Here is an 18,619-nt window from a genome sequence, read left to right as displayed (position 1 = left end):
TCCACCATCTCCATGCAAATCAGCTCCCAGATGGAATCAAATCTCAGCCGAAAACGCGAGGTAATTCGAGGAGTCCAACTGGCGGTCACATTCACCGACACGAAGGGCTATTTCGTCTCGGAATCTTCAGTCTATCGCCTGCTCAAGGCGCATGACCTGATCACCAGCCCGGCCTTCATCGTCATCAAGGCTGCCGACGAGTTCCATGACAAGACGACAGCGCCGAACCAACTGTGGCAGACCGACTTCACCTATCTGAAGGTCATCGGCTGGGGCTGGTTCTATCTGTCGACTGTGCTCGACGACTTCTCACGATACATCATTGCCTGGAAGCTATGCACCACGATGAAGGCCGGGGACGTCACCGACACGCTGACCCTGGCGCTGCAGGCGTCGGGCTGCGACAGCGCAAAGGTTGCGCAGCGGCCGCGGTTGCTCTCTGACAATGGCCCGTCATATGTCTCGAGCGACCTTGCCGAATGGCTATCCGACAACGGCATGGATCACACGCGCGGTGCACCCTGCCATCCCCAGACCCAGGGCAAGATCGAGCGCTGGCACCAGACGTTGAAGAACCGCATCCTGCTCGAAAACTACTTTCTGCCGGGCGATCTCGAGCGGCAGATTGCCGGCTTCGTCGATCATTACAACCACCGTCGCTACCACGAGAGCATCAGCAATCTCACCCCAGCCGATGTCTACTTCGGGCGTGGCGACATCATCATGATGCAAAGGGAAAGGATCAAACGCGAAACAATCACACAACGCCGCTTGCTTCACCGAGAGGCGGCAGCATAAAATGATAACCCTGATGAACTAGAGCCTCCGTTAGCTCAAACAGCCTGTTGTCCCAAAAAACCTGACGACGGACAGAGCAGAAAAGCTGTATTTTGAACAATTCAAGGAATATATCGAGAACCATCTTCCCAGGCTCGTTGCTGCAAAAACCTTCGTCAATGCGGCGGAGGCGGGTCTACCACGCATTCTCATGGAATACCGGCCCGAACATATTTGGATAGTCAAAGATGTTACTTTGCATCGCAGTGGATTCCTGCACCAAGGCTGGAAAGAGAGGCCTTTCGAAGATCTGGCAGCCAGCATTCGTCTTTCCCATGCCGGATGCAAGATTTGGCATGGTGAGGCCAAGCGGAAAGTTCAAGTTTCTTGACCGCACTATTCTCAAGAAAAACGGAAACCTCCACAAGAAAGCCGTTCTTCACGCGCTGGGTATCCCGTTTTCCATCGAACCGGACAGGCGATATGCGAGCGGATGCCCCAAGGGCGAGGAGGTGTGTCACATAACTAATTATCATATTAAGGAAGATTTCCTCGACGCCGGCTCAAAAATAGCTAACCATCAAGGAAATGATGGAATCAAAAATAAGAAAGAACATCATTTCAGTAATTATGGAGCTTAAGGAAGAAAAATACGGCGCTGGCGTTCTTGAATCTGTATTAAAGAACATCATCCCGTTCCATGAAACCGCTCATAAGCTCCTGTTCGATCCCACCTATGAGGTGTCGCCCGGGGATATCGCGCTGGATCTGGCTTCTCTTGGACTGACGCTCGGCTCGCTCGGTGCGTCTGCCGCGAAATCCGGTGCTGCTGGTCTCAACGCAGCCAAGGCGACTCTTGCGGCGGCGGGAACATAAGCGCGGCCGGCAGAGCGTCCATCATTATCCGGGCCATCGTGAACAGCTACAAGACGAGCTCCTTTCTGCAGCTTGCGGGAAAGGAGCTGACGGACTTTGTCGTGCCGGTATTTACGACGGAAACTATCGCATCGTCAGTCCTCAAGGGCGGAAAGACGCTTGCCAGAAAAGCACTGAAAGGACGCCTGCGCCCGGACGGTGACACGGTCGCCGCTTTCTCGCGGGTCGCCAAAGGGCGCGGCAAAGTCGGGCAACGAGTGCTGATGAAAGTGCTGCAGGAGGCCCGCACAACAGGCTTCACCGTCGAGGATGCGGTCTACCTCGTCGGGCGACACCCGAACAGCCGCTATGTCGATGCGGCGAAAGGCTTTGTCTACAAGGGCTTCGTGTTTCGGGGGGATAAGCGCGGTCCAAAGGAGATCTTTGACCAGGGATTCAGACTGAGAACCGAAATCAAGGATCTCAACGAGGTCAACGGTTTCCGCGGCGGTTTTGGCGGCGCCAAGGATGCGCTCGACATTGACGGCAGGGGCATCTCGACCTCCCCCTTTGTCATGGCCGAAGATGGCACCGGAGCGGACGTCTACGGGCGCGCCAGAGGCTACTATACCTATCTGGTGGATGCACGTGAGCTGGAGGGTTACGACCTCTACAAGAACGCCGCTCTGGAGCGATTCCGCAGCACATATGGCTACGGCACCGACGAAGCAGTCAGACAGGCGGTGCTGTCGCATCCGCGTCCGCTTGAGGTCAATTACGGTACCGACATTCCCCCCGAAAAGATCGTCGGTGCCTTTGACAAGGAAGGGCGATATCATCCCAACCCGGCCTATAAAGCGCCTGAGCTTGAGGGTGTGCCGGCGGCCCAAAGCGCGCGGGCCGAGGCACGTGTCGCGACGCTTGAGCGCATCGCGGATTTTCTCGAGAGGCCCGGGCAGTGGAACGATGAAGCCGGTGATTTTGCTCCCGCGGCCATCGCACGGGCGCTGAACCGGCAAATTGAAATTCGCGATTACCCCTTCGAAGGGCATAGGTGGTATCTCGAAGCACGCGGTCAAACATCAGAGCGCCCGATTAGCATCGTTTACTCATCGCGCCATTACGACGCCTATATCAAAGGCCGGCGCGTAGCCATTCCGCCGGACGGCGATTGCCTGTTCCGCGCTGTTCTTGCCGGCATCCATGAGACCTCCGAGATTTCGGATGATGCGGTAAGGGAGCTGCGCAGGCTCGCCGCGCAGGATATCCGCACCCATCCGGAGGACTATGAAGCTTTCCTGGCGTAAGGGCCGAAAAGGCACTCGGAACAGCACTGAACCTGGCGGGCAACCGGCTGGCCCTTACTGTCCGGCGCGCAATGGCGGCCTATATGGGCTGGCATGGATATTCCAAAGCCGACCATCTTTGCGGCTGCGCTCTTTACGCTTCGCGCGCTCGGCTGGCTGTTCGCCTTCATGGCCGGCTCCGCCGGGTTCGCCGATCAGCTCTTTTCCCAAGAGGAAAACCGCGCTGCAGTCCTCATCCGGCTTGAAGGGGCGGTTACACCGGCGAGCGCCGACTACATCGCGCGCGGGCTGAGGATGGCCGCCGAGCGCAGGGCGGCTATCCTCATCCTTGAGATGGATACGCCCGGCGGCCTTGATACATCCATGCGCGACATCATCCGAGCCATCCTCGCCTCGCCGGTGCCTATGGCGAGCTTTGTCGCCCCGGCCGGGGCGCGGGCGGCTAGCGCGGGCACTTACATCATGTATGCCAGCCACTTGGCTGTCATGGCGCCTGGCACCAATCTCGGGGCGGCGACGCCGGTGGCGATCGGCGGCGGTCTGCCCTTCGGCGGAGAGGACGAAGACCCCGCCGGTGAGGATGGGCAAACAGATGAGGCGGAGAGCCGCGAGAGCTGGGCCGGAGGCCCGCGCAACGCCTCGGAGGCCAAGGCGGTCAACGATGCCGTCGCCTATATCCGCGGGCTTGCCGAGCTACGTGGACGCAATGCCGACTGGGCCGAGCAGGCGGTGAGGCAAGCCGCCAGCCTCTCGTCCTTGGCCGCGCTGGAAGAGAATGTGATCGACTTTATTGCGCGCGATGTCGCGCAGCTTCTGGCGGAGGCCAATGGCCGCGAGGTCCGCGTGGGCGAAACCACCGTGAGGCTTGAGACATCGGGGCTGCCGGTCGAACCACTCGAGCCCGATTGGCGTACCCGGCTTCTTTCCGTCATCACCGATCCCAATGTTGCCCTCATCCTGATGATGATCGGAATCTACGGGCTGCTTTTCGAATTTCTCAGTCCCGGCGCTCTTCTGCCTGGAACGCTCGGCGCCGTCAGCCTGCTGACAGGCCTCTATGCGCTCGCCGTGCTGCCGGTGAGCTATGCGGGCGGAGCGCTGATGCTGCTCGGCATCGGCCTTATCGTGGCCGAAGCCTTCGCACCCTCCTTCGGCATACTAGGCGTGGGCGGCACCATCGCGCTCGTTCTCGGCGCCACCATCCTGTTCGACACGGACGTGCCCGGCCTGCAGCTTTCCTGGCAGGCAGTGGGTGCCATCGGTGCGCTGAGCCTGGCGCTCACCCTGCTCATCATGCGGCTAGCCTGGGCATCGCATCAGCGCGCCGTCGTCACCGGCGCGGAGGCTCTTATAGGTGCGCGCGGCGTGGTGGAGCGTTGGAGCGGAAACAGGGGTTACGTCTTCGTCCGCGGCGAACGCTGGCGCGCGACTTCCTCCTCGCCGCTCAGGGAAGGCGAGGAGGTGCACGTCGCGGAGGTGCGGGGACTTACCCTGAAGGTCGCCGCCGGCGAGCCGGAGGCGCATGCAAGAGGAGAAAAGTCATGAACCTGTTCGGCGGCTTCACCTTTTATGCGGTGCTGATCGTTCTTCTGGGGGCCATCCTCGCTTCGGCGATCAAGGTCCTGAGGGAATATGAGCGCGGCGTGGTGTTCACGCTCGGCCGCTTCACGGGCGTGAAGGGACCGGGGCTGATTCTGCTCGTTCCCTTCGTGCAGCAGATGGTGCGCGTGGATCTGCGCACCCTCGTGCTCGATGTGCCAAGCCAGGACGTGATCTCGCGCGACAATGTCTCCGTGCGCGTCAATGCGGTGATCTATTTCCGCGTCATCGACGCGGCCAAGGCCACGATCCAGGTCGAGGATTTCATGATGGCCACCAGCCAGCTTGCGCAGACGACGCTGCGGTCCGTTCTCGGCAAGCATGAGCTGGACGAGATGCTGGCCGAGCGCGACAAGCTCAACAACGACATTCAGGACATCCTCGACGCGCAGACCGATGCCTGGGGCATCAAGGTGGCCAATGTCGAGATCAAGCATGTGGACATCGATGAATCGATGGTGCGCGCCATCGCCCGCCAGGCCGAAGCTGAGCGCGAAAGGCGCGCCAAGATCATCAATGCGGAAGGCGAGCAGCAGGCGGCCCAGAAGCTCCTTGAGGCGGCAGAGATTCTGGGCCAACGGCCGGAGGCCATGCAGCTTCGCTATCTCGGCACGCTCAGTGCGGTAGCCGGCGAGAAGAGTTCGACCATCGTCTTCCCCTTCCCCATGGAGCTCGCCAGCCTTGTCCCCGGCCTGATGAAGGGAAGCCCAGGTGAATAGAAGGCTAACGGCAAAAGCTGAGGGGATTGGGCCGAACACGTTGCCGCGCCGTCATTATTCCCGATGGCGTCACTGTAATCGATCGGCTATGGTCGCGCCGTTTTTGCGAACGGGCGAGCCATGACAGCACAACGGACTACGGCCGCGGGCGGTATGGAGACGGCCTTCGGCTTCAGGAAAGTCGGCGAAGGGGAGAAGCAGGGTCTCGTCAACGACGTATTTTCGCGCGTCGCCGAGCGCTACGACCTGATGAACGACCTCATGTCCGGCGGGCTGCACCGGCTGTGGAAGGATGCGATGGTGGCGTGGCTCGCTCCGTCGCGGCGCCCGGGCTTCAAGGCTCTTGATGTCGCCGGCGGCACCGGGGACATCGCTTTCCGCATCGTGGAGGCTTCCGGCTATCAGGCGCAGGTGACGGTGCTAGACATCAACGGATCGATGCTCGCCGTGGGGCGCGAGCGCGCCATCAGGCGCGGGCTTGAAGGCAACCTGACTTTCGTGGAGGCGAACGCCGAGGACCTGCCCTTTCCGGACTCCTCCTTCGACGCCTATACGATCGCCTTCGGCATCCGCAACGTGCCGCATATCGACACGGCTCTGTCGGAGGCGTTCCGGGTGCTGCGTCCCGGCGGGCGTTTCCTGTGCCTCGAATTCTCCGACGTCGACATGCCCATTCTCGACCGGATCTACGAAGCCTGGTCATTCCAGGTGATCCCGCGCATCGGCAAGATGGTTGCGGGCGACGACGAACCCTATCGCTACCTGGTCGAATCCATCCGCAAGTTTCCCAATCAGGAGAACTTCGCGGCCATGATCCGCCGCGCGGGCTTCGCCCGCGTGACGTGGCGTGACTATTCGGGTGGCATCGCGGCGGCCCATTCCGGCTGGAAGATCTGACAGGACATGGGTGCCGTCAGCGCATATCTCCGCCTTGTCCGCGCGGGCTGGATTCTCTTGCGCGAGGGCGTGGTGGCGGCTTTTCCCGGGGATCAGCTCACCGGCCTGCCGCGCTTCGGTTGGCGTGTGGCGAAGCTCGTTTCGCGCCGCCGCGCTGGCGGCCGCGACAGGCCGGAGCGGCTTTCGGTGGCTGTTGACAGGCTTGGGCCCTCCTACGTCAAGCTCGGGCAGTTTCTGGCCACACGCCCCGATGTCGTGGGGCACGAGCTGGCGCGCGATCTCGCCACACTTCAGGACCGCATGGAGACGTTTTCGCCGGCGCTGGCGAGGGCGGCCATCGAGGCCTCGCTCGGAGAGCCGGTGGACAAGCTCTATCTCGACTTCGGAGAGCCGGTCGCAGCCGCCTCCATCGCCCAGGTGCACCGGGCCACGATCCTGCGAGAGGGCGAAAAGGTACCCGTGGCGGTCAAGGTCATTCGCCCTGGCGTGCGCCGTCGTTTTTACAACGATCTCGAAAGCTTCTTCCTCGCCGCGCGCCTGCAGGAACGCTTCATCGCATCCACGCGACGGCTCCGGCCCGTGCAGGTCACGGAGACGCTTGCCCAGACCACCAAGATCGAGATGGATCTCCGGCTCGAGGCGGCCGCCATCTCCGAGCTTTATGAGAACACAAAGGAGGATCCGGGTTTCCGCGTCCCCTGGGTGGACTGGCAGCGCACGGGCCGGGATGTCATCACGCTCGAGTGGATCGACGGCATCAAGATGTCGGATGTGGAGGGCCTCAGGGCCGCCGGGCACGATCTGGAGCGCCTGTCCGTCGCGCTGATCCAGACATTCCTGCGCCAGACGCTGCGCGACGGCTTCTTTCATGCCGACATGCATCCCGGCAATCTGTTCGTGGAGGCGGACGGTACCATTGTAGCCGTCGATTTCGGCATAATGGGCCGCCTTGCCAAGAAGGAACGGCGCTTCCTCACCGAAATCCTCTACGGTTTCATCACGCGCGATTTTCGTCGTGTGGCGGAGGTGCATTTCGAGGCGGGTTATGTGCCCGCGCACCACGACATCGCCGCCTTCGCGCAGGCGCTGCGGGCCATCGGCGAGCCGATCCACGGCCAGCCGGCCGAAACCATTTCCATGGCACGCCTGCTCACGCTCCTTTTCGAGGTCACCGAGCTGTTCGACATGCAGACCCGCCCGGAGCTTCTGCTTCTGCAGAAGACCATGGTCGTTGTGGAAGGCGTGGCGCGCACGCTCGATCCGCACTTCAATATGTGGCGGGCGGCCGAGCCGGTCGTCTCCCAATATATCCGCGACAATCTGGGACCTCGCGGGCTGGTGGCGGATGCCCGCGAAGGTGTGAACGCGCTCATCGCCCTTGCCAGGCAGGCACCGGAGCTTGCCGCGCGCACCGAACGTCTCTCCCGCGAGATCGAGGCCATGGCGGAACGCGGCCTTCGCTTCGACCCGGAAACGGCCGAGGCGATCGGTCGGGCCGAGGCTCGCCATACGCGGCTGGGCAGGCTGGCGCTGTGGGTGATCGCGATTGCGGTGGTCGTCATCATGTGGCGCGCCCTGTAGGACGCGGACTGTGTTGGAGTCGCTTCTTCGAAGCTGACCCCATGGATATGCCAGGACCCCGCCGCTTCTTTTCAATGGCCGCGATTTCGTTCATACGGGTAGCGAGTTGGCCCTGAAACAAGGCGTGAGGAGCCCCGGTGAGCCTTTATGGAAAAAGCATCCTTCTCGTCATCGGCGGCGGGATTGCAGCCTATAAGAGCCTCGATCTCATCCGCCGGCTGCGCGAGCGCGGCGCCTCCGTGCGCTGCGTGATGACGCAGGCGGCGCAGGAATTCATTACGCCTCTGTCGGTGGGCGCGCTGTCGGCCGATCACGTTTTCACCGAGCTCTTCGACCGGCAGGATGAGCATGATGTCGGCCACATCCGGCTTTCGCGAGAGGCCGATCTTATCGTTGTCGCGCCCGCCACGGCCGACCTGATGGCGAAGCTCGCTGCGGGACTAGCAAACGATCTCGCCTCAACCGTTCTTCTGGCGTCCGACAAGCCGGTGCTGATGGCGCCCGCGATGAATCCCAGAATGTGGGCACACCCCGCGACGAAACGCAATCTCGCGACGCTCAAGGCGGATGGCGTGGCCTTCGTCGGTCCGAATACCGGCGAGATGGCCGAAAGCGGCGAGGCGGGCGAAGGCCGCATGGCCGAGTCGCTTGAAATCGTTGCTGCAATCGAAAGCCGCCTGAGCGGAGCCGCAAAGCCGCTCGCGGGCAGGAAGATCATCGTCACCTCCGGCCCGACGCATGAGGCGATCGATCCCGTGCGCTACATTGCCAACCGTTCCTCAGGCAAGCAGGGGCATGCGATTGCGGCGGCACTTGCCGAGCTCGGCGCCGAGGTGCACTTGGTTTCAGGGCCCGTTTCCATCCCCGATCCACATGGCGTGTCCGTCATCCATGTGGAAAGCGCGCGGCAGATGCACGAGGCGGTGGAACGCCTGCTTCCGGCTGATGCGGGCATCTTTGTAGCGGCGGTGGCCGACTGGCGCCCGCAGGCCGAAACGGATCAGAAGATGAAGAAAGGGGTAGCAAGCCCAGCCCTGAAACTCGTCGAGAACCCGGACATCCTGGCCGGCGTCGGACATCACGAGAAGCGGCCGGAGCTTGTGATCGGCTTTGCGGCGGAAACGCAAGACGTCCTCGAGAACGCCCGCAAGAAGCTTGCCAGGAAGGGCGCGGACATCATCGTCGCGAACGACGTGTCCCACGACAGCGGTATGGGCACTGGCGGGGTGATGGGCGGGCAGAGAAACCGCGTCCACATCGTCACGGCGGAGGGCGTGGAGGACTGGCCGGAGATGGCGAAGGAAGAGGTCGCCAAAAGACTGGCACAACTCGTGGCGGACAGAGTCGGTACCAAGCGCTGAGACACTATGAGCGGTGCTTACGCGCCTACAGATCGACCTTCACATTCTCACCCATGGCGGGGCGCGCGGACGAGATGGCGGCCGCGGCCATCTTCACATAACTTACCACGGTTCCCGGGCTGTCCCAATATTGGGCGTCCTTGGGCACAATCTTCAGCACGCGAATGGAAGGATCATCGGGGCTGTCCCACCACGCCTTGGCCGGGGTCGACCAGAGCTTTCGCACCAGATCGCGATCGTTGGAGACCTCCGCCGTGCCGGTGAGCGAAAGATATGTTTGGCTGCCGGTGTCGGCGAAAGCCAGCACCACATGCTGGTCGCGTACGATTTCCTCGTCCTTGTGGCTTTGGGCATCGGTGAGGAAGTAGATCACGTTCTGGTCACGCTCGAAGAACGCCGCCATGGGCCGCGCGCGGAGGTCGTCCCCATCGCGGCTCACCAGCATGCAAATGCCGATCTTTTCGACCAGAGCCCAAACGCGCTCCACCGGGTCCCTGTCTGCCATAGCAACATCTCCATCGCTCGATCCTGAAGACGAACGATGGCACAGCCCGCTTGTTCCGCTTGGGTCTCAGACGTCTAGATTGGCGACCGACAGAGCGTTCTCCTGGATGAATTCGCGGCGCGGCTCCACTTCGTCGCCCATCAGGCGGGAGAAGAGCGAATCGGCGTCCGTCGCGTCGGTGATCTTCACCTGGAGAAGGGAGCGGGCATTGGGGTCGAGCGTCGTCTCCCAGAGCTGTTCGGCGTTCATCTCGCCGAGCCCCTTGTAACGCTGCATGGTAAGCCCCTTGCGGCCGGTGGCGAAGACAGCTTCCAGAAGCGCGATCGGGCCGGAGATGGTCTCCGCCTTGTCTCCGCGTCTCAGCACCGGCAGCTCGGCATAGACCTCCCGCAGGCGTTCCGTATAGCGGTCGATTGCGCGGGCATCGGCCGAGCCGATCAGTGCGGCATCGAGGATCACCACGTCGCGCACGCCGCGCACGGTGCGTTCGAACAGATATCCGCCAGGGCCCTCGTTGGAGGGGTTCACCCGGCCCTGCCATCCCCGCTCCGTCTCCTCGGAGATGATGTCCAGACGGCGGGCCACGTTGTTGGCCGTCTCCGCCGCACGCGCGGGATCGGACAGGATTTCCGGGTTGAGCGCGCCCGCAATCGCCGCCTGCGCGACGACGGAGTGATTGTAGCGGGAATGGAGGCGGTTGATCAGGGCGCGGACGGCGCGCGCATCCTCCACCACCTTCTTCAGATCCTGCCCGGAGCGGACCTCGCCATTAGCTAGTTCGAGCCTCGCTTCCTCCAGGCCCGTATCGATGAGGAATTCCTCGAAGGCGGCCTCGTCCTTGATGTACTGCACCGACTTGCCGCGCGTGACTTTGTAAAGCGGAGGCTGGGCGATGTAGAGGTGCCCGCGCTCGATGATCTCCGGCATCTGGCGGAAGAAGAAGGTGAGAAGCAACGTGCGGATGTGGGCGCCGTCCACGTCGGCGTCCGTCATGATGATAATCTTGTGATACCGCAGCTTCTCGATATTGAACTCGTCCTTGCCGATGCCGGTGCCCAGTGCGGTGATCAGCGTGCCGATCATGTCGGAGGACAGCATGCGGTCGAAGCGGGCACGCTCCACGTTCAGGATTTTACCCCTAAGCGGCAGGATTGCCTGATTCTGGCGCGAGCGCCCAGACTTGGCCGATCCGCCTGCGGAATCACCCTCTACGATGAACAGCTCTGACTTGGCCGGATCGCGCTCCTGGCAGTCGGCCAGCTTACCGGGCAGTGAGGTGACGTCGAGCGCGCCCTTGCGTCGCGTCAGCTCCCGCGCCTTGCGCGCCGCCTCGCGGGCTGCGGCCGCTTCCACCACCTTGCCGACGAGCACCTTGGCTTCGGCGGGATGCTCTTCAAGCCACGTGCCAAGCCCCTCGTTGACGAGGCCTTCGACAACCGGCCTCACCTCCGAGGAGACAAGCTTGTCCTTGGTCTGGGAAGAAAATTTAGGGTCCGGAACCTTCACCGAAAGCACGGCCGTCAGGCCCTCACGGCAGTCGTCGCCGGTAAGCGAAACCTTCTCCTTCTTCGTCAGCCCGGAGCTCTCGGCATAGCCCGTGACCTGCCGTGTGAGCGCGCCGCGGAAGCCCGCCATATGCGTGCCGCCGTCGCGCTGGGGGATGTTGTTGGTGAAGGCCAGCACGTTCTCGTGGTAGGAATCGTTCCACCACATGGCCAGCTCGACCGTGATCCCGTCCCGCTCGCCGATGATGGAGATCGGCTCCGGAATGAGCGGCTTTTTGGCGCGGTCAAGATACTTCACGAACTCGATGATGCCGCCGTCGTAGAGGAATTCCTGGGTTTTCACGTCGGCGTGCCGCCGGTCGGTAAGAACGATACGCACACCGGAATTCAGGAACGCCAGTTCGCGCAGCCGATGCTCCAGCGTGGCATAGTCGAATTCGGTCTTCGAGAAAGTCTCCGGCGAAGGCAGGAAGGTCACTTCCGTGCCCGTCTCGTCGCCAGCCTCTCCCGTCACCGTCAGCGGCGCATCCGGCACGCCATGGGTGAAGCTCATCTCGTGGATCTTGCCTTTGCGGCGGATCTTGAGCTTGAGCCAGGACGACAGCGCGTTGACGACGGACACGCCCACACCGTGCAGGCCGCCCGACACCTTGTAGGAGTTCTGGTCGAACTTTCCGCCCGCATGGAGCTGCGTCATGATGACCTCAGCCGCGGAAACGCCTTCGCCCGGATGAAGCTCCGTCGGGATGCCGCGACCATTGTCGGTCACCGTGCAGGAGCCGTCTGGATTGAGCGTCACCGTGACCAGGTTGGCGTGGCCGGCCAGCGCCTCGTCGATGGCGTTGTCCACCACCTCGTAGACCATGTGATGAAGGCCGGAGCCGTCATCCGTGTCGCCGATATACATGCCAGGACGCTTGCGAACAGCGTCCAAGCCTTTGAGAACCTTGATGGATTCAGCGCCGTATTCGACAGGTTCGCCGGGGAGTGTTTCGGGCGTGTGACTCATCAACTGCTTTCGTTCAGGGGAACGCCCGTCTGGGCGCCGGGAAAGCCGCGAATCAGCGGCAGTTGCTGGCTAAGATATAGGCATTTCAACGCATTTTTCCAAGTTTCGAGCCCTCATTGAGCTGGGGACGGGAAAGCTGCGCTCTCGCCCTTTGCCTTCGGCGGGAAAGCGAATTAAGAAGCGCGCGGAAGGCAACCCGAAACCGAGGCATTCATGGCCACCATCAGCGAGAACCCCAAGCTCGTCACAGTATTCGGCGGCTCCGGCTTCGTCGGCCGCTATGTGATCCTGGCACTGACGCGAAGAGGATATCGCGTTCGGGTGGCCTGCCGCAACCCGAACAAGGCTGTGCATGTGCTCACCCTCGGCAATATGGGCCAGGTGCATGCCGTCCAGGCCAATGTCCGCTACCGCTGGTCGGTCGACCGGGCGGTCGAGGGCGCCGACCATGTAATCAACCTCGTCGGGATTCTTCATGAAAGCGGCCGGCAGCGGTTCAGGACCGTGCACAGCGAGGGCGCGCTTGCCGTGGCCGACGCCGCCCGCGCCGCAGGCGCCGGCCTCACGCAAGCCTCGGCCATCGGTGCCGATCTGGAGTCCCCCTCGGCCTATGCGCGCACCAGGGCCGAAGGCGAGAAGGCGGCGCTGGAAACGGTGAAGGGTGCCGTCGTCATTCGCTCCTCCATCGTTTTCGGGCCCGAAGATTCCTTCTTCAACCGCTTTGCGAACATGGCGCGCTTTTCACCCTTCCTGCCGCTGATCGGCGGCGGCCACACGAAATTCCAGCCCGTCTATGTGGGGGATGTCGCCGAGGTCTACGCCCGCTCGGTCGACGGAACGCTCAAGCCCGGCGCGACCTACGAGCTCGGCGGCCCGCAGGTGCTCACCTTCCGCCAGTGCATGGAAGAGATGCTGGAGATCATTGATCGCAGGCGGATGCTGGTGACGGTTCCCTGGCCGTTGGCGCGGCTTATCGGCAGCGTGGCGGGCATTCTGCCGAACCCGCCTCTCACCCTCGATCAGGTGCGGCAGCTCGAGCGGGACAACATCGTTTCCGATGACGCCAAGGCGCGCGGACTCACGCTGGAAGGGCTGGGAATTGCCCGGCATTCTATCCACGCCATTTTGCCCACCTATCTCTGGACCTATCGTCCTACGGGTCAGTTCACCCTGCCGCAGGCCTGAGACCGCGCCTTGGACATCCTGATCGGCCTCCTGCCGGAGTATGTCGGGGCGGCCGCCGGCCTCTTCCTCGTTATTGCAAGCTTTTTACCTCGGCGCTCACCGCCGTCTTCGGCATCGGCGGCGGCGTGGCGATGCTGGCGCTTTTCGGCCTCATCCTCGTCGCCGCGCTCATTCCCGTGCATGGCCTGATCCAGCTCGGCTCCAATACGGGGCGCGCCTGGCACCAGCGGGTGCATATCATGCGAACCATCGCAGCTCAGTGGCTTCCCTTTGTGGGCCTGATGATCGGCGCGGGCTAAGTCGGCACCATCTACGGCAGCCGTTTGCTGGAAAAGCTGCCCGAGGAGACCTTCCGCCGGTGGTTCCGCATTGGGCTTACGCTGCTTGCGCTCGATCTCGTCCGGCGCGGTCTTGCGGGCTCTTCTGACCGTCAGCCGAAAATGAGAAGCGCGGCAAGCCCCAGGGCGCCTACTGCGATGCGCCACCAGCCGAAGAGCGCGTAGCCGCGTTTCGAGACATAGCCGAGCAGGGAGCGCACGACCAGAACGGCTGCCACGAAGGCAGCGGCGAAGCCTGCGGCGATGATCTTCGCGTCGGCGGCGGTAAGCAGATCGTAGTTCTTGTAAAGGTCATAAACGAAGGCGCCCGCCATGGTGGGCATGGCAAGAAAAAAGGAAAATTCCGCCGCGGCGCGCTTGTCTGCCCCGAGAAGCAGCCCCCCGACGATGGTCGCGCCGGAACGGGATGTGCCGGGGATCATTGAAAGGCACTGGAAAAGGCCGATCTTGAAATACATGGAAAGCGGGAAGCGCGTGATGTCGTGATAGCGCGGCTTCCTCACCCAGCGATCGACCCAAAGCAGGATGAAGCCGCCCAGGATGAGCATGATGCAAATCAGCGCCGGAGTTTCGAAGAGCACGGTCTTGATGATCTTGTAGGCCAGGACGCCGATGACCATAGCCGGCAGGAAGGCTACAAGAATGCCGAGCACGAAGCGCCGGGTGGCCGGGTCGTACGGGAAATCGAGCAGCATCCTCCAAAGCCGCGCTGCGTAGACGCTTAAGACAGCCAATATCGCGCCGAGCTGGATGAGGATTTCGAAGGCTTTTCCAGTGGACTTGAAGCCCAGGAAATGACCGAGCAGAAGAATATGGCCGGTGGACGAAACGGGAATGAACTCCGTCAAACCTTCAAGCACGCCAAGCAGGAGCGCTTCCGCGATGGTCTGTTCGGGCACGCTATCCTCCGGTTGGCTTGCTTGTCACGCTCCCCGTCTCACCCTATAGCTCTGGGTGAGGAATCAGGCCCATCCGGAGGATTATCGTTCCGGATCGGAAAAGGCCAGAGCGTTCGTTGAGTAGCTTCTAGATGCTGACGCTGTTTCATCATCCGCTTTACGCTTCATGCCGCTTCGTCCGGCTGGCTCTCGGCGAATATGGCGAGGAGCTGCAGCTCATCGAGGAGCAGCCATGGATGCGACGTAAGGAATTCCTGGCGCTCAATCCGGCCGGAACGATTCCCGTCCTTTTGGCCGAGGGCGACAATCCGCTCGTGGGCGCTACAGTGATCGCGGAATATCTCGATGAAACGCGCGGGGCGTTCCAGCGCCAACGGAGGCTGATGGCAGAGGATTCCATCGCGCGGGCGGAAATCCGCCGGCTGGTGGACTGGTATCTGGTTAAGACGGAGAGTGACGTCACCAAGCATCTGGTGAGAGAGCGCGCGCTCAAATCCCTGATGGGATCGGCTGGCGGCGCGCCCGATTCCGGCGCCATTCGGGCGGCGCGGGCCAATGTGCGCCAGCATCTGAAATACACGAGCTGGCTTGCTGCAACCCGCGACTGGCTGGCCGGGCCACGCCTTTCCTATGCGGACCTGGCCGCGGCGGCGACGCTTTCGATTCTCGACTATCTGGGCGAGATCAACTGGAGCGAGTATGAGGCCGCGCGCGACTGGTACAGCCGCATGAAGTCGCGCCCCTCCTTCCGTCCGCTTCTCAATGATCGCGTGCGCGGCCTCCCGCCCGCCTCACACTATACCGATCTGGATTTCTGATGCGCAGCGCGGCGCAGACCCGTCCGGAACGGCTGCGCGCTTTCGTGGAGCAGGAGGCGCGCGCGGCGGGATTCGACGTGGTCGCGGTTGCCTCACCCGACAGCACGCCCGCTGCGCCCGCGCGTCTCGCGTATTTCCTGAAAGAGGGCCGGCACGGGACGATGGCATGGATGGAGGAGACGGCCATGCGCCGCGCCCATCCGCGCGCTCTGTGGCCCGACGTGCGCTCCGTCATCATGCTCGGCATGAATTACGGGCCGGCGGAAGATCCGCTGGCTGTGCTTCGGCAGAAGGATCGCGCCGCGATCTCCGTCTATGCTCGCAACCGCGATTATCACGACGTCATCAAGGGCCGGCTAAAGACGATTGCGGCCAAATTCGCCGCGCGCTCGGGCGAGGATGTGAAAGTCTTTGTCGATACCGCGCCTGTTATGGAAAAGCCCTTGGCCGAGGCCGCCGGTCTCGGCTGGCAGGGCAAGCACACCAACCTCGTGAGCCGCGAATTCGGCTCATGGCTCTTCCTGGGCTCGATCTTCACCACAGCGGAGCTCCCGCCGGGCAAGCCCGAAAATAACCATTGCGGCTCCTGCCGCGCCTGCCTCGACATCTGCCCCACGGGCGCCTTTCCCTCGCCCTACCAGCTCGATGCGCGGCGCTGCATCTCGTATCTGACCATCGAGCACAAGGGGCCGATACCGCTTGAACTGCGCGGAAAGATGGGCAACCGCATCTATGGCTGCGACGATTGCCTGGCGGTCTGCCCGTGGAACAAATTCGCCCGGGAGGCTTCCGAGGCGAAACTCAAGGCACGGGAGGACCTGCAGGCGCCTGCCCTTGCGGACCTGCTGGAGCTCGACGATCCGGCCTTCCGCGCCCTCTTTTCCGGTTCGCCAGTCAAGCGTATCGGCCGCGACCGTTTCATCCGCAATGTGCTGATCGCCGCCGGCAACTCGGGCGGGATAAAGCTCATACCGGCCTGCGAACGGCTTCTGCGCGATGCTTCGCCTCTCGTACGGGGCGCGGCGGTATGGGCGCTGTCGCGGCTGATGGATGCGGAGACGTTCGAGGCGCTGGCGCGGCAGATGCGACCTTCGGAACAGGATGGCGAGGTGCGTGACGAATGGGAAAGCGCGCTGACCGCTGTGACTGCGTGATGGACGCCAGCGTCTTCATCTTCGGGGCTGGCTATTCAGGCAGGGCGATCGCCCGCGCGCTGCCAGATGTGCGCCAAATCGCCGGAACCACCCGCAGCCCGGCAAAGACCGGGATGCTCGCTGGCATCGATATTGAGCCACATCTTTATGCGGGCGATGGTCTCGGAACCGAAACGGCCGCTGCTCTGCGTGACGTGACACATCTCATCGTCTCGATCGCACCGGGCAAAGGCGGCGACCCGGCGCTTGCGGACCTCAGCCCCGATGGAAGGGATAAGCTGCCATCCCTGCGGTGGATCGGCTATCTCTCGACGGTCGGCGTCTACGGCGATCATGGCGGGGCGTGGGTGGATGAGATGAGCGAATGCCGGCCCGTCTCGGAACGCTCCCGCCAGCGCCTCGAGGCGGAGAAAGCCTGGGCCGAATTCGGCCGTACAGTAGGCGTTCCCGTCGCAATCCTCAGGCTCTCAGGCATATATGGCCCGGGCCGCAACGCCCTCGTGAATTTGGCTAAAGGCACGGCGAAGCGCATCGTCAAACAGGGCCAGGTGTTCAACCGCATTCATGTGGAAGATATCGCCGGAGCCACACGCCACCTCATGCGGGAGATGACCGGCGGCGTCTTCAACATCAGCGATGACGAGCCCTCGCCTCCGCAGGATGTGGTGACCTACGCGGCCGAACTGATGGGCGTCGAACCGCCCCCTGAAATCCCGTTCGAGGAGGCGGAGATGAGCCCCATGGCCCGATCCTTCTATGGCGAGCGCAAGCGGATCTCAAACGCGAAGCTGAAAGCAGCCGGTTACTGCCTCCGCTTTGCGGATTACCGCAGCGGGCTTAAGGCAATGTGGGATTCCGGCGAATGGGAAAACGAGCGCTGAAGCGGGCGGCGGCGAATTAAGGGATTTGCCAGGCAGCGTAGCCCCAATCCCACAGCTCTACCGCCGCAATTATGCTTATATTCGCAACCATCCTGACCGAATCAGGAGGGGTAGATGCGGCCAATTCGTTTCGTGCGGCTCCTTGGAGCCGGCCTGATGCTTGCTCTTGCGTCAGCAGTTCCCGCCAAGGCGGAGCAGCTTGCCAAGGATCTCTTCGGTGCCAAGAAGCTGCCCGCGGCCACGCCCCCGGCCTCCTATGGTTTCTACTCGAAGGGCTGTCTCGCCGGAGGAATCGCCATAGCAGCGGACGGGCCGCACTGGCAGGCCATGCGGCTGTCGCGCAACCGCCGCTGGGGCCACCCCGATCTCATCCGCCTGATCGAGCGTCTGTCGCGCGAGGCTGTACAGGATGGCTGGCCGGGACTACTTATCGGCGACATCTCTCAGCCGCGCGGCGGGCCGATGGTCACCGGCCACGCCTCGCATCAGATCGGGCTTGACGCCGACATCTGGTTCACGCCCATGCCGCCCGAGCGCCTGAGTGTCGCAGAGCGCGAAAGGGTAAGCGCGGTCTCCCTGCTGAAGGAAGGCACGCTCTATGTGGACGACCGCAAATGGACGCCGGCGCATGCGGCCCTGCTCAGGCGGGCAGCGAGCTATCCCGAGGTTCAGCGTATCTTCGTGCATCCCGGTATCAAGAAGAAGCTGTGCGATACGGTGACGGGCAACCGCTCCTGGCTCGGCAAAATCCGCCCCTATTGGGGTCATCACTATCATTTCCACATCCGCATCGCCTGTCCGAAGGGCTCGACCGGATGCACGCCGCAGGCCGCGCCGCCGCGTGGCGACGGCTGCGACGATTCGCTTGCCTGGTGGTTCACCGAGGAGCCGTGGAAGCCAGCCGAGGGTCCTCAGAAACCTCCAGCACGTGACGTCATGACCATGGCGGCGCTGCCGAAGGCCTGTCAGGCGGTGCTTGCGGCTCCGGCGCCGCCCTCCGAGGCGGTGGTGACGTTGACCGGCCAGGGCGGCGTTGCAGCAGCGTCTGCCGCGCCGGCCCTTGTAGAGACGGCCGATCCGGCCTCGCTGCTGCTTTCTCTGCAGCCGGCGGATGTGCCGCGCCCGACACCGCGGCCTTATTGAAGCAATGCGCACTGGTCGCTTTTCACGGCCGCCGCGCTCGCTTATAGAGCTTCAACCGATTTAGATTCTGGTTCTCAAAGTCCGGG

General features: G+C 62.7%; 17 protein-coding genes. 14 read left to right on the top strand and 3 right to left on the bottom strand.

Translation table 11 applies throughout. From position 1 onward, the window contains the following. From NYR54_RS07415 to coaBC, 8 genes are all read left to right on the top strand, one after another. Positions 1-798, top strand: a 798-nt coding sequence (locus tag NYR54_RS07415) for a DDE-type integrase/transposase/recombinase (protein WP_261514962.1), incomplete at its 5' end; no start/stop codon positions are given. 570 nt (positions 799-1,368) lie between these two features. Then, positions 1,369-1,653, top strand: a complete 285-nt coding sequence (locus NYR54_RS07410; protein WP_261514961.1) for a hypothetical protein — start codon at positions 1,369-1,371, stop codon at positions 1,651-1,653. A 38-nt stretch (positions 1,654-1,691) separates the two neighbouring features. Then, the gene (locus NYR54_RS07405) at positions 1,692-2,939 is read left to right on the top strand and encodes an OTU domain-containing protein (RefSeq protein ID WP_261514960.1); all 1,248 of its coding nucleotides are present in this window, start codon (positions 1,692-1,694) and stop codon (positions 2,937-2,939) included. 168 nt (positions 2,940-3,107) lie between these two features. Beyond that, positions 3,108-4,484: an NfeD family protein gene (locus NYR54_RS07400; RefSeq protein WP_261514980.1), complete on the top strand. Its 1,377-nt coding sequence runs from the start codon at positions 3,108-3,110 to the stop codon at positions 4,482-4,484. After that, positions 4,481-5,257, top strand: a complete 777-nt coding sequence (locus NYR54_RS07395) for a slipin family protein (RefSeq protein WP_261514959.1) — start codon at positions 4,481-4,483, stop codon at positions 5,255-5,257. Before NYR54_RS07400 ends, NYR54_RS07395 begins: the two co-directional genes overlap by 4 nt. A 120-nt stretch (positions 5,258-5,377) precedes the next feature. Continuing rightward, the gene (ubiE, locus tag NYR54_RS07390; RefSeq protein ID WP_261514958.1) at positions 5,378-6,154 is read left to right on the top strand and encodes a bifunctional demethylmenaquinone methyltransferase/2-methoxy-6-polyprenyl-1,4-benzoquinol methylase UbiE; all 777 of its coding nucleotides are present in this window, start codon (positions 5,378-5,380) and stop codon (positions 6,152-6,154) included. Positions 6,155-6,160: 6 nt separating this feature from the next. Beyond that, complete coding sequence (gene ubiB, locus NYR54_RS07385) at positions 6,161-7,735, top strand: 2-polyprenylphenol 6-hydroxylase (protein ID WP_261514957.1); 1,575 nt, start codon at positions 6,161-6,163, stop codon at positions 7,733-7,735. Between the two features lie 137 nt (positions 7,736-7,872). Beyond that, positions 7,873-9,096: a bifunctional phosphopantothenoylcysteine decarboxylase/phosphopantothenate--cysteine ligase CoaBC gene (coaBC, locus tag NYR54_RS07380; protein WP_261514956.1), complete on the top strand. Its 1,224-nt coding sequence runs from the start codon at positions 7,873-7,875 to the stop codon at positions 9,094-9,096. A 25-nt stretch (positions 9,097-9,121) separates the two neighbouring features. On the opposite strand, the gene NYR54_RS07375 is transcribed toward coaBC, so the two are convergent. Both NYR54_RS07375 and gyrB read right to left on the bottom strand, forming a co-directional pair. Next, the gene (locus NYR54_RS07375; protein WP_261514955.1) at positions 9,122-9,601 is read right to left on the bottom strand and encodes a pyridoxamine 5'-phosphate oxidase family protein; all 480 of its coding nucleotides are present in this window, start codon (positions 9,599-9,601) and stop codon (positions 9,122-9,124) included. A gap of 66 nt (positions 9,602-9,667) precedes the next feature. Continuing rightward, positions 9,668-12,115, bottom strand: coding sequence for a DNA topoisomerase (ATP-hydrolyzing) subunit B (gyrB, locus tag NYR54_RS07370; protein WP_261514954.1), 2,448 nt, complete (start codon positions 12,113-12,115; stop codon positions 9,668-9,670). A gap of 213 nt (positions 12,116-12,328) precedes the next feature. Between gyrB and NYR54_RS07365 the strand changes: the two genes are divergently transcribed. Together NYR54_RS07365 and NYR54_RS19270 are read left to right on the top strand one after the other, a co-directional pair. After that, positions 12,329-13,300: a complex I NDUFA9 subunit family protein gene (locus NYR54_RS07365; RefSeq protein ID WP_261514953.1), complete on the top strand. Its 972-nt coding sequence runs from the start codon at positions 12,329-12,331 to the stop codon at positions 13,298-13,300. 131 nt (positions 13,301-13,431) lie between these two features. Beyond that, a complete protein-coding gene (locus tag NYR54_RS19270) occupies positions 13,432-13,599 on the top strand; it encodes a hypothetical protein (RefSeq protein WP_341484282.1) in 168 nt (55 codons plus the stop codon). Between the two features lie 131 nt (positions 13,600-13,730). On the opposite strand, the gene NYR54_RS07355 is transcribed toward NYR54_RS19270, so the two are convergent. After that, entirely contained in the window at positions 13,731-14,537 is an 807-nt protein-coding gene (locus NYR54_RS07355) for an undecaprenyl-diphosphate phosphatase (protein WP_261514952.1), read from the bottom strand. 131 nt (positions 14,538-14,668) lie between these two features. Here NYR54_RS07355 and NYR54_RS07350 point away from each other — a divergent pair, with 131 nt between their 5' ends. The 4 genes from NYR54_RS07350 (at position 14,669) to mepA (ending at position 18,533) form a co-directional block, all read left to right on the top strand. After that, the gene (locus tag NYR54_RS07350; RefSeq protein ID WP_261514951.1) at positions 14,669-15,355 is read left to right on the top strand and encodes a glutathione S-transferase family protein; all 687 of its coding nucleotides are present in this window, start codon (positions 14,669-14,671) and stop codon (positions 15,353-15,355) included. Next, complete coding sequence (gene queG / locus NYR54_RS07345) at positions 15,355-16,509, top strand: tRNA epoxyqueuosine(34) reductase QueG (protein ID WP_261514950.1); 1,155 nt, start codon at positions 15,355-15,357, stop codon at positions 16,507-16,509. The genes NYR54_RS07350 and queG overlap by 1 nt, the downstream gene beginning before the upstream one ends. After that, on the top strand, positions 16,476-17,390 hold the full coding sequence (locus NYR54_RS07340) for an SDR family oxidoreductase (protein WP_261514949.1): 915 nt from the start codon (positions 16,476-16,478) through the stop codon (positions 17,388-17,390). Before queG ends, NYR54_RS07340 begins: the two co-directional genes overlap by 34 nt. A 114-nt stretch (positions 17,391-17,504) precedes the next feature. Beyond that, entirely contained in the window at positions 17,505-18,533 is a 1,029-nt protein-coding gene (mepA, locus tag NYR54_RS07335; protein WP_423738582.1) for a penicillin-insensitive murein endopeptidase, read from the top strand. The last annotated feature ends 86 nt before the right edge of the window (positions 18,534-18,619 follow it).

Origin of the sequence: Chelativorans petroleitrophicus, assembly GCF_025398195.1 — a bacterium.
GTDB classification, from domain to species: Bacteria; Pseudomonadota; Alphaproteobacteria; order Rhizobiales; family Rhizobiaceae; genus Chelativorans; species Chelativorans petroleitrophicus.
This window is presented reverse-complemented; position numbering and strand designations above follow the sequence as displayed.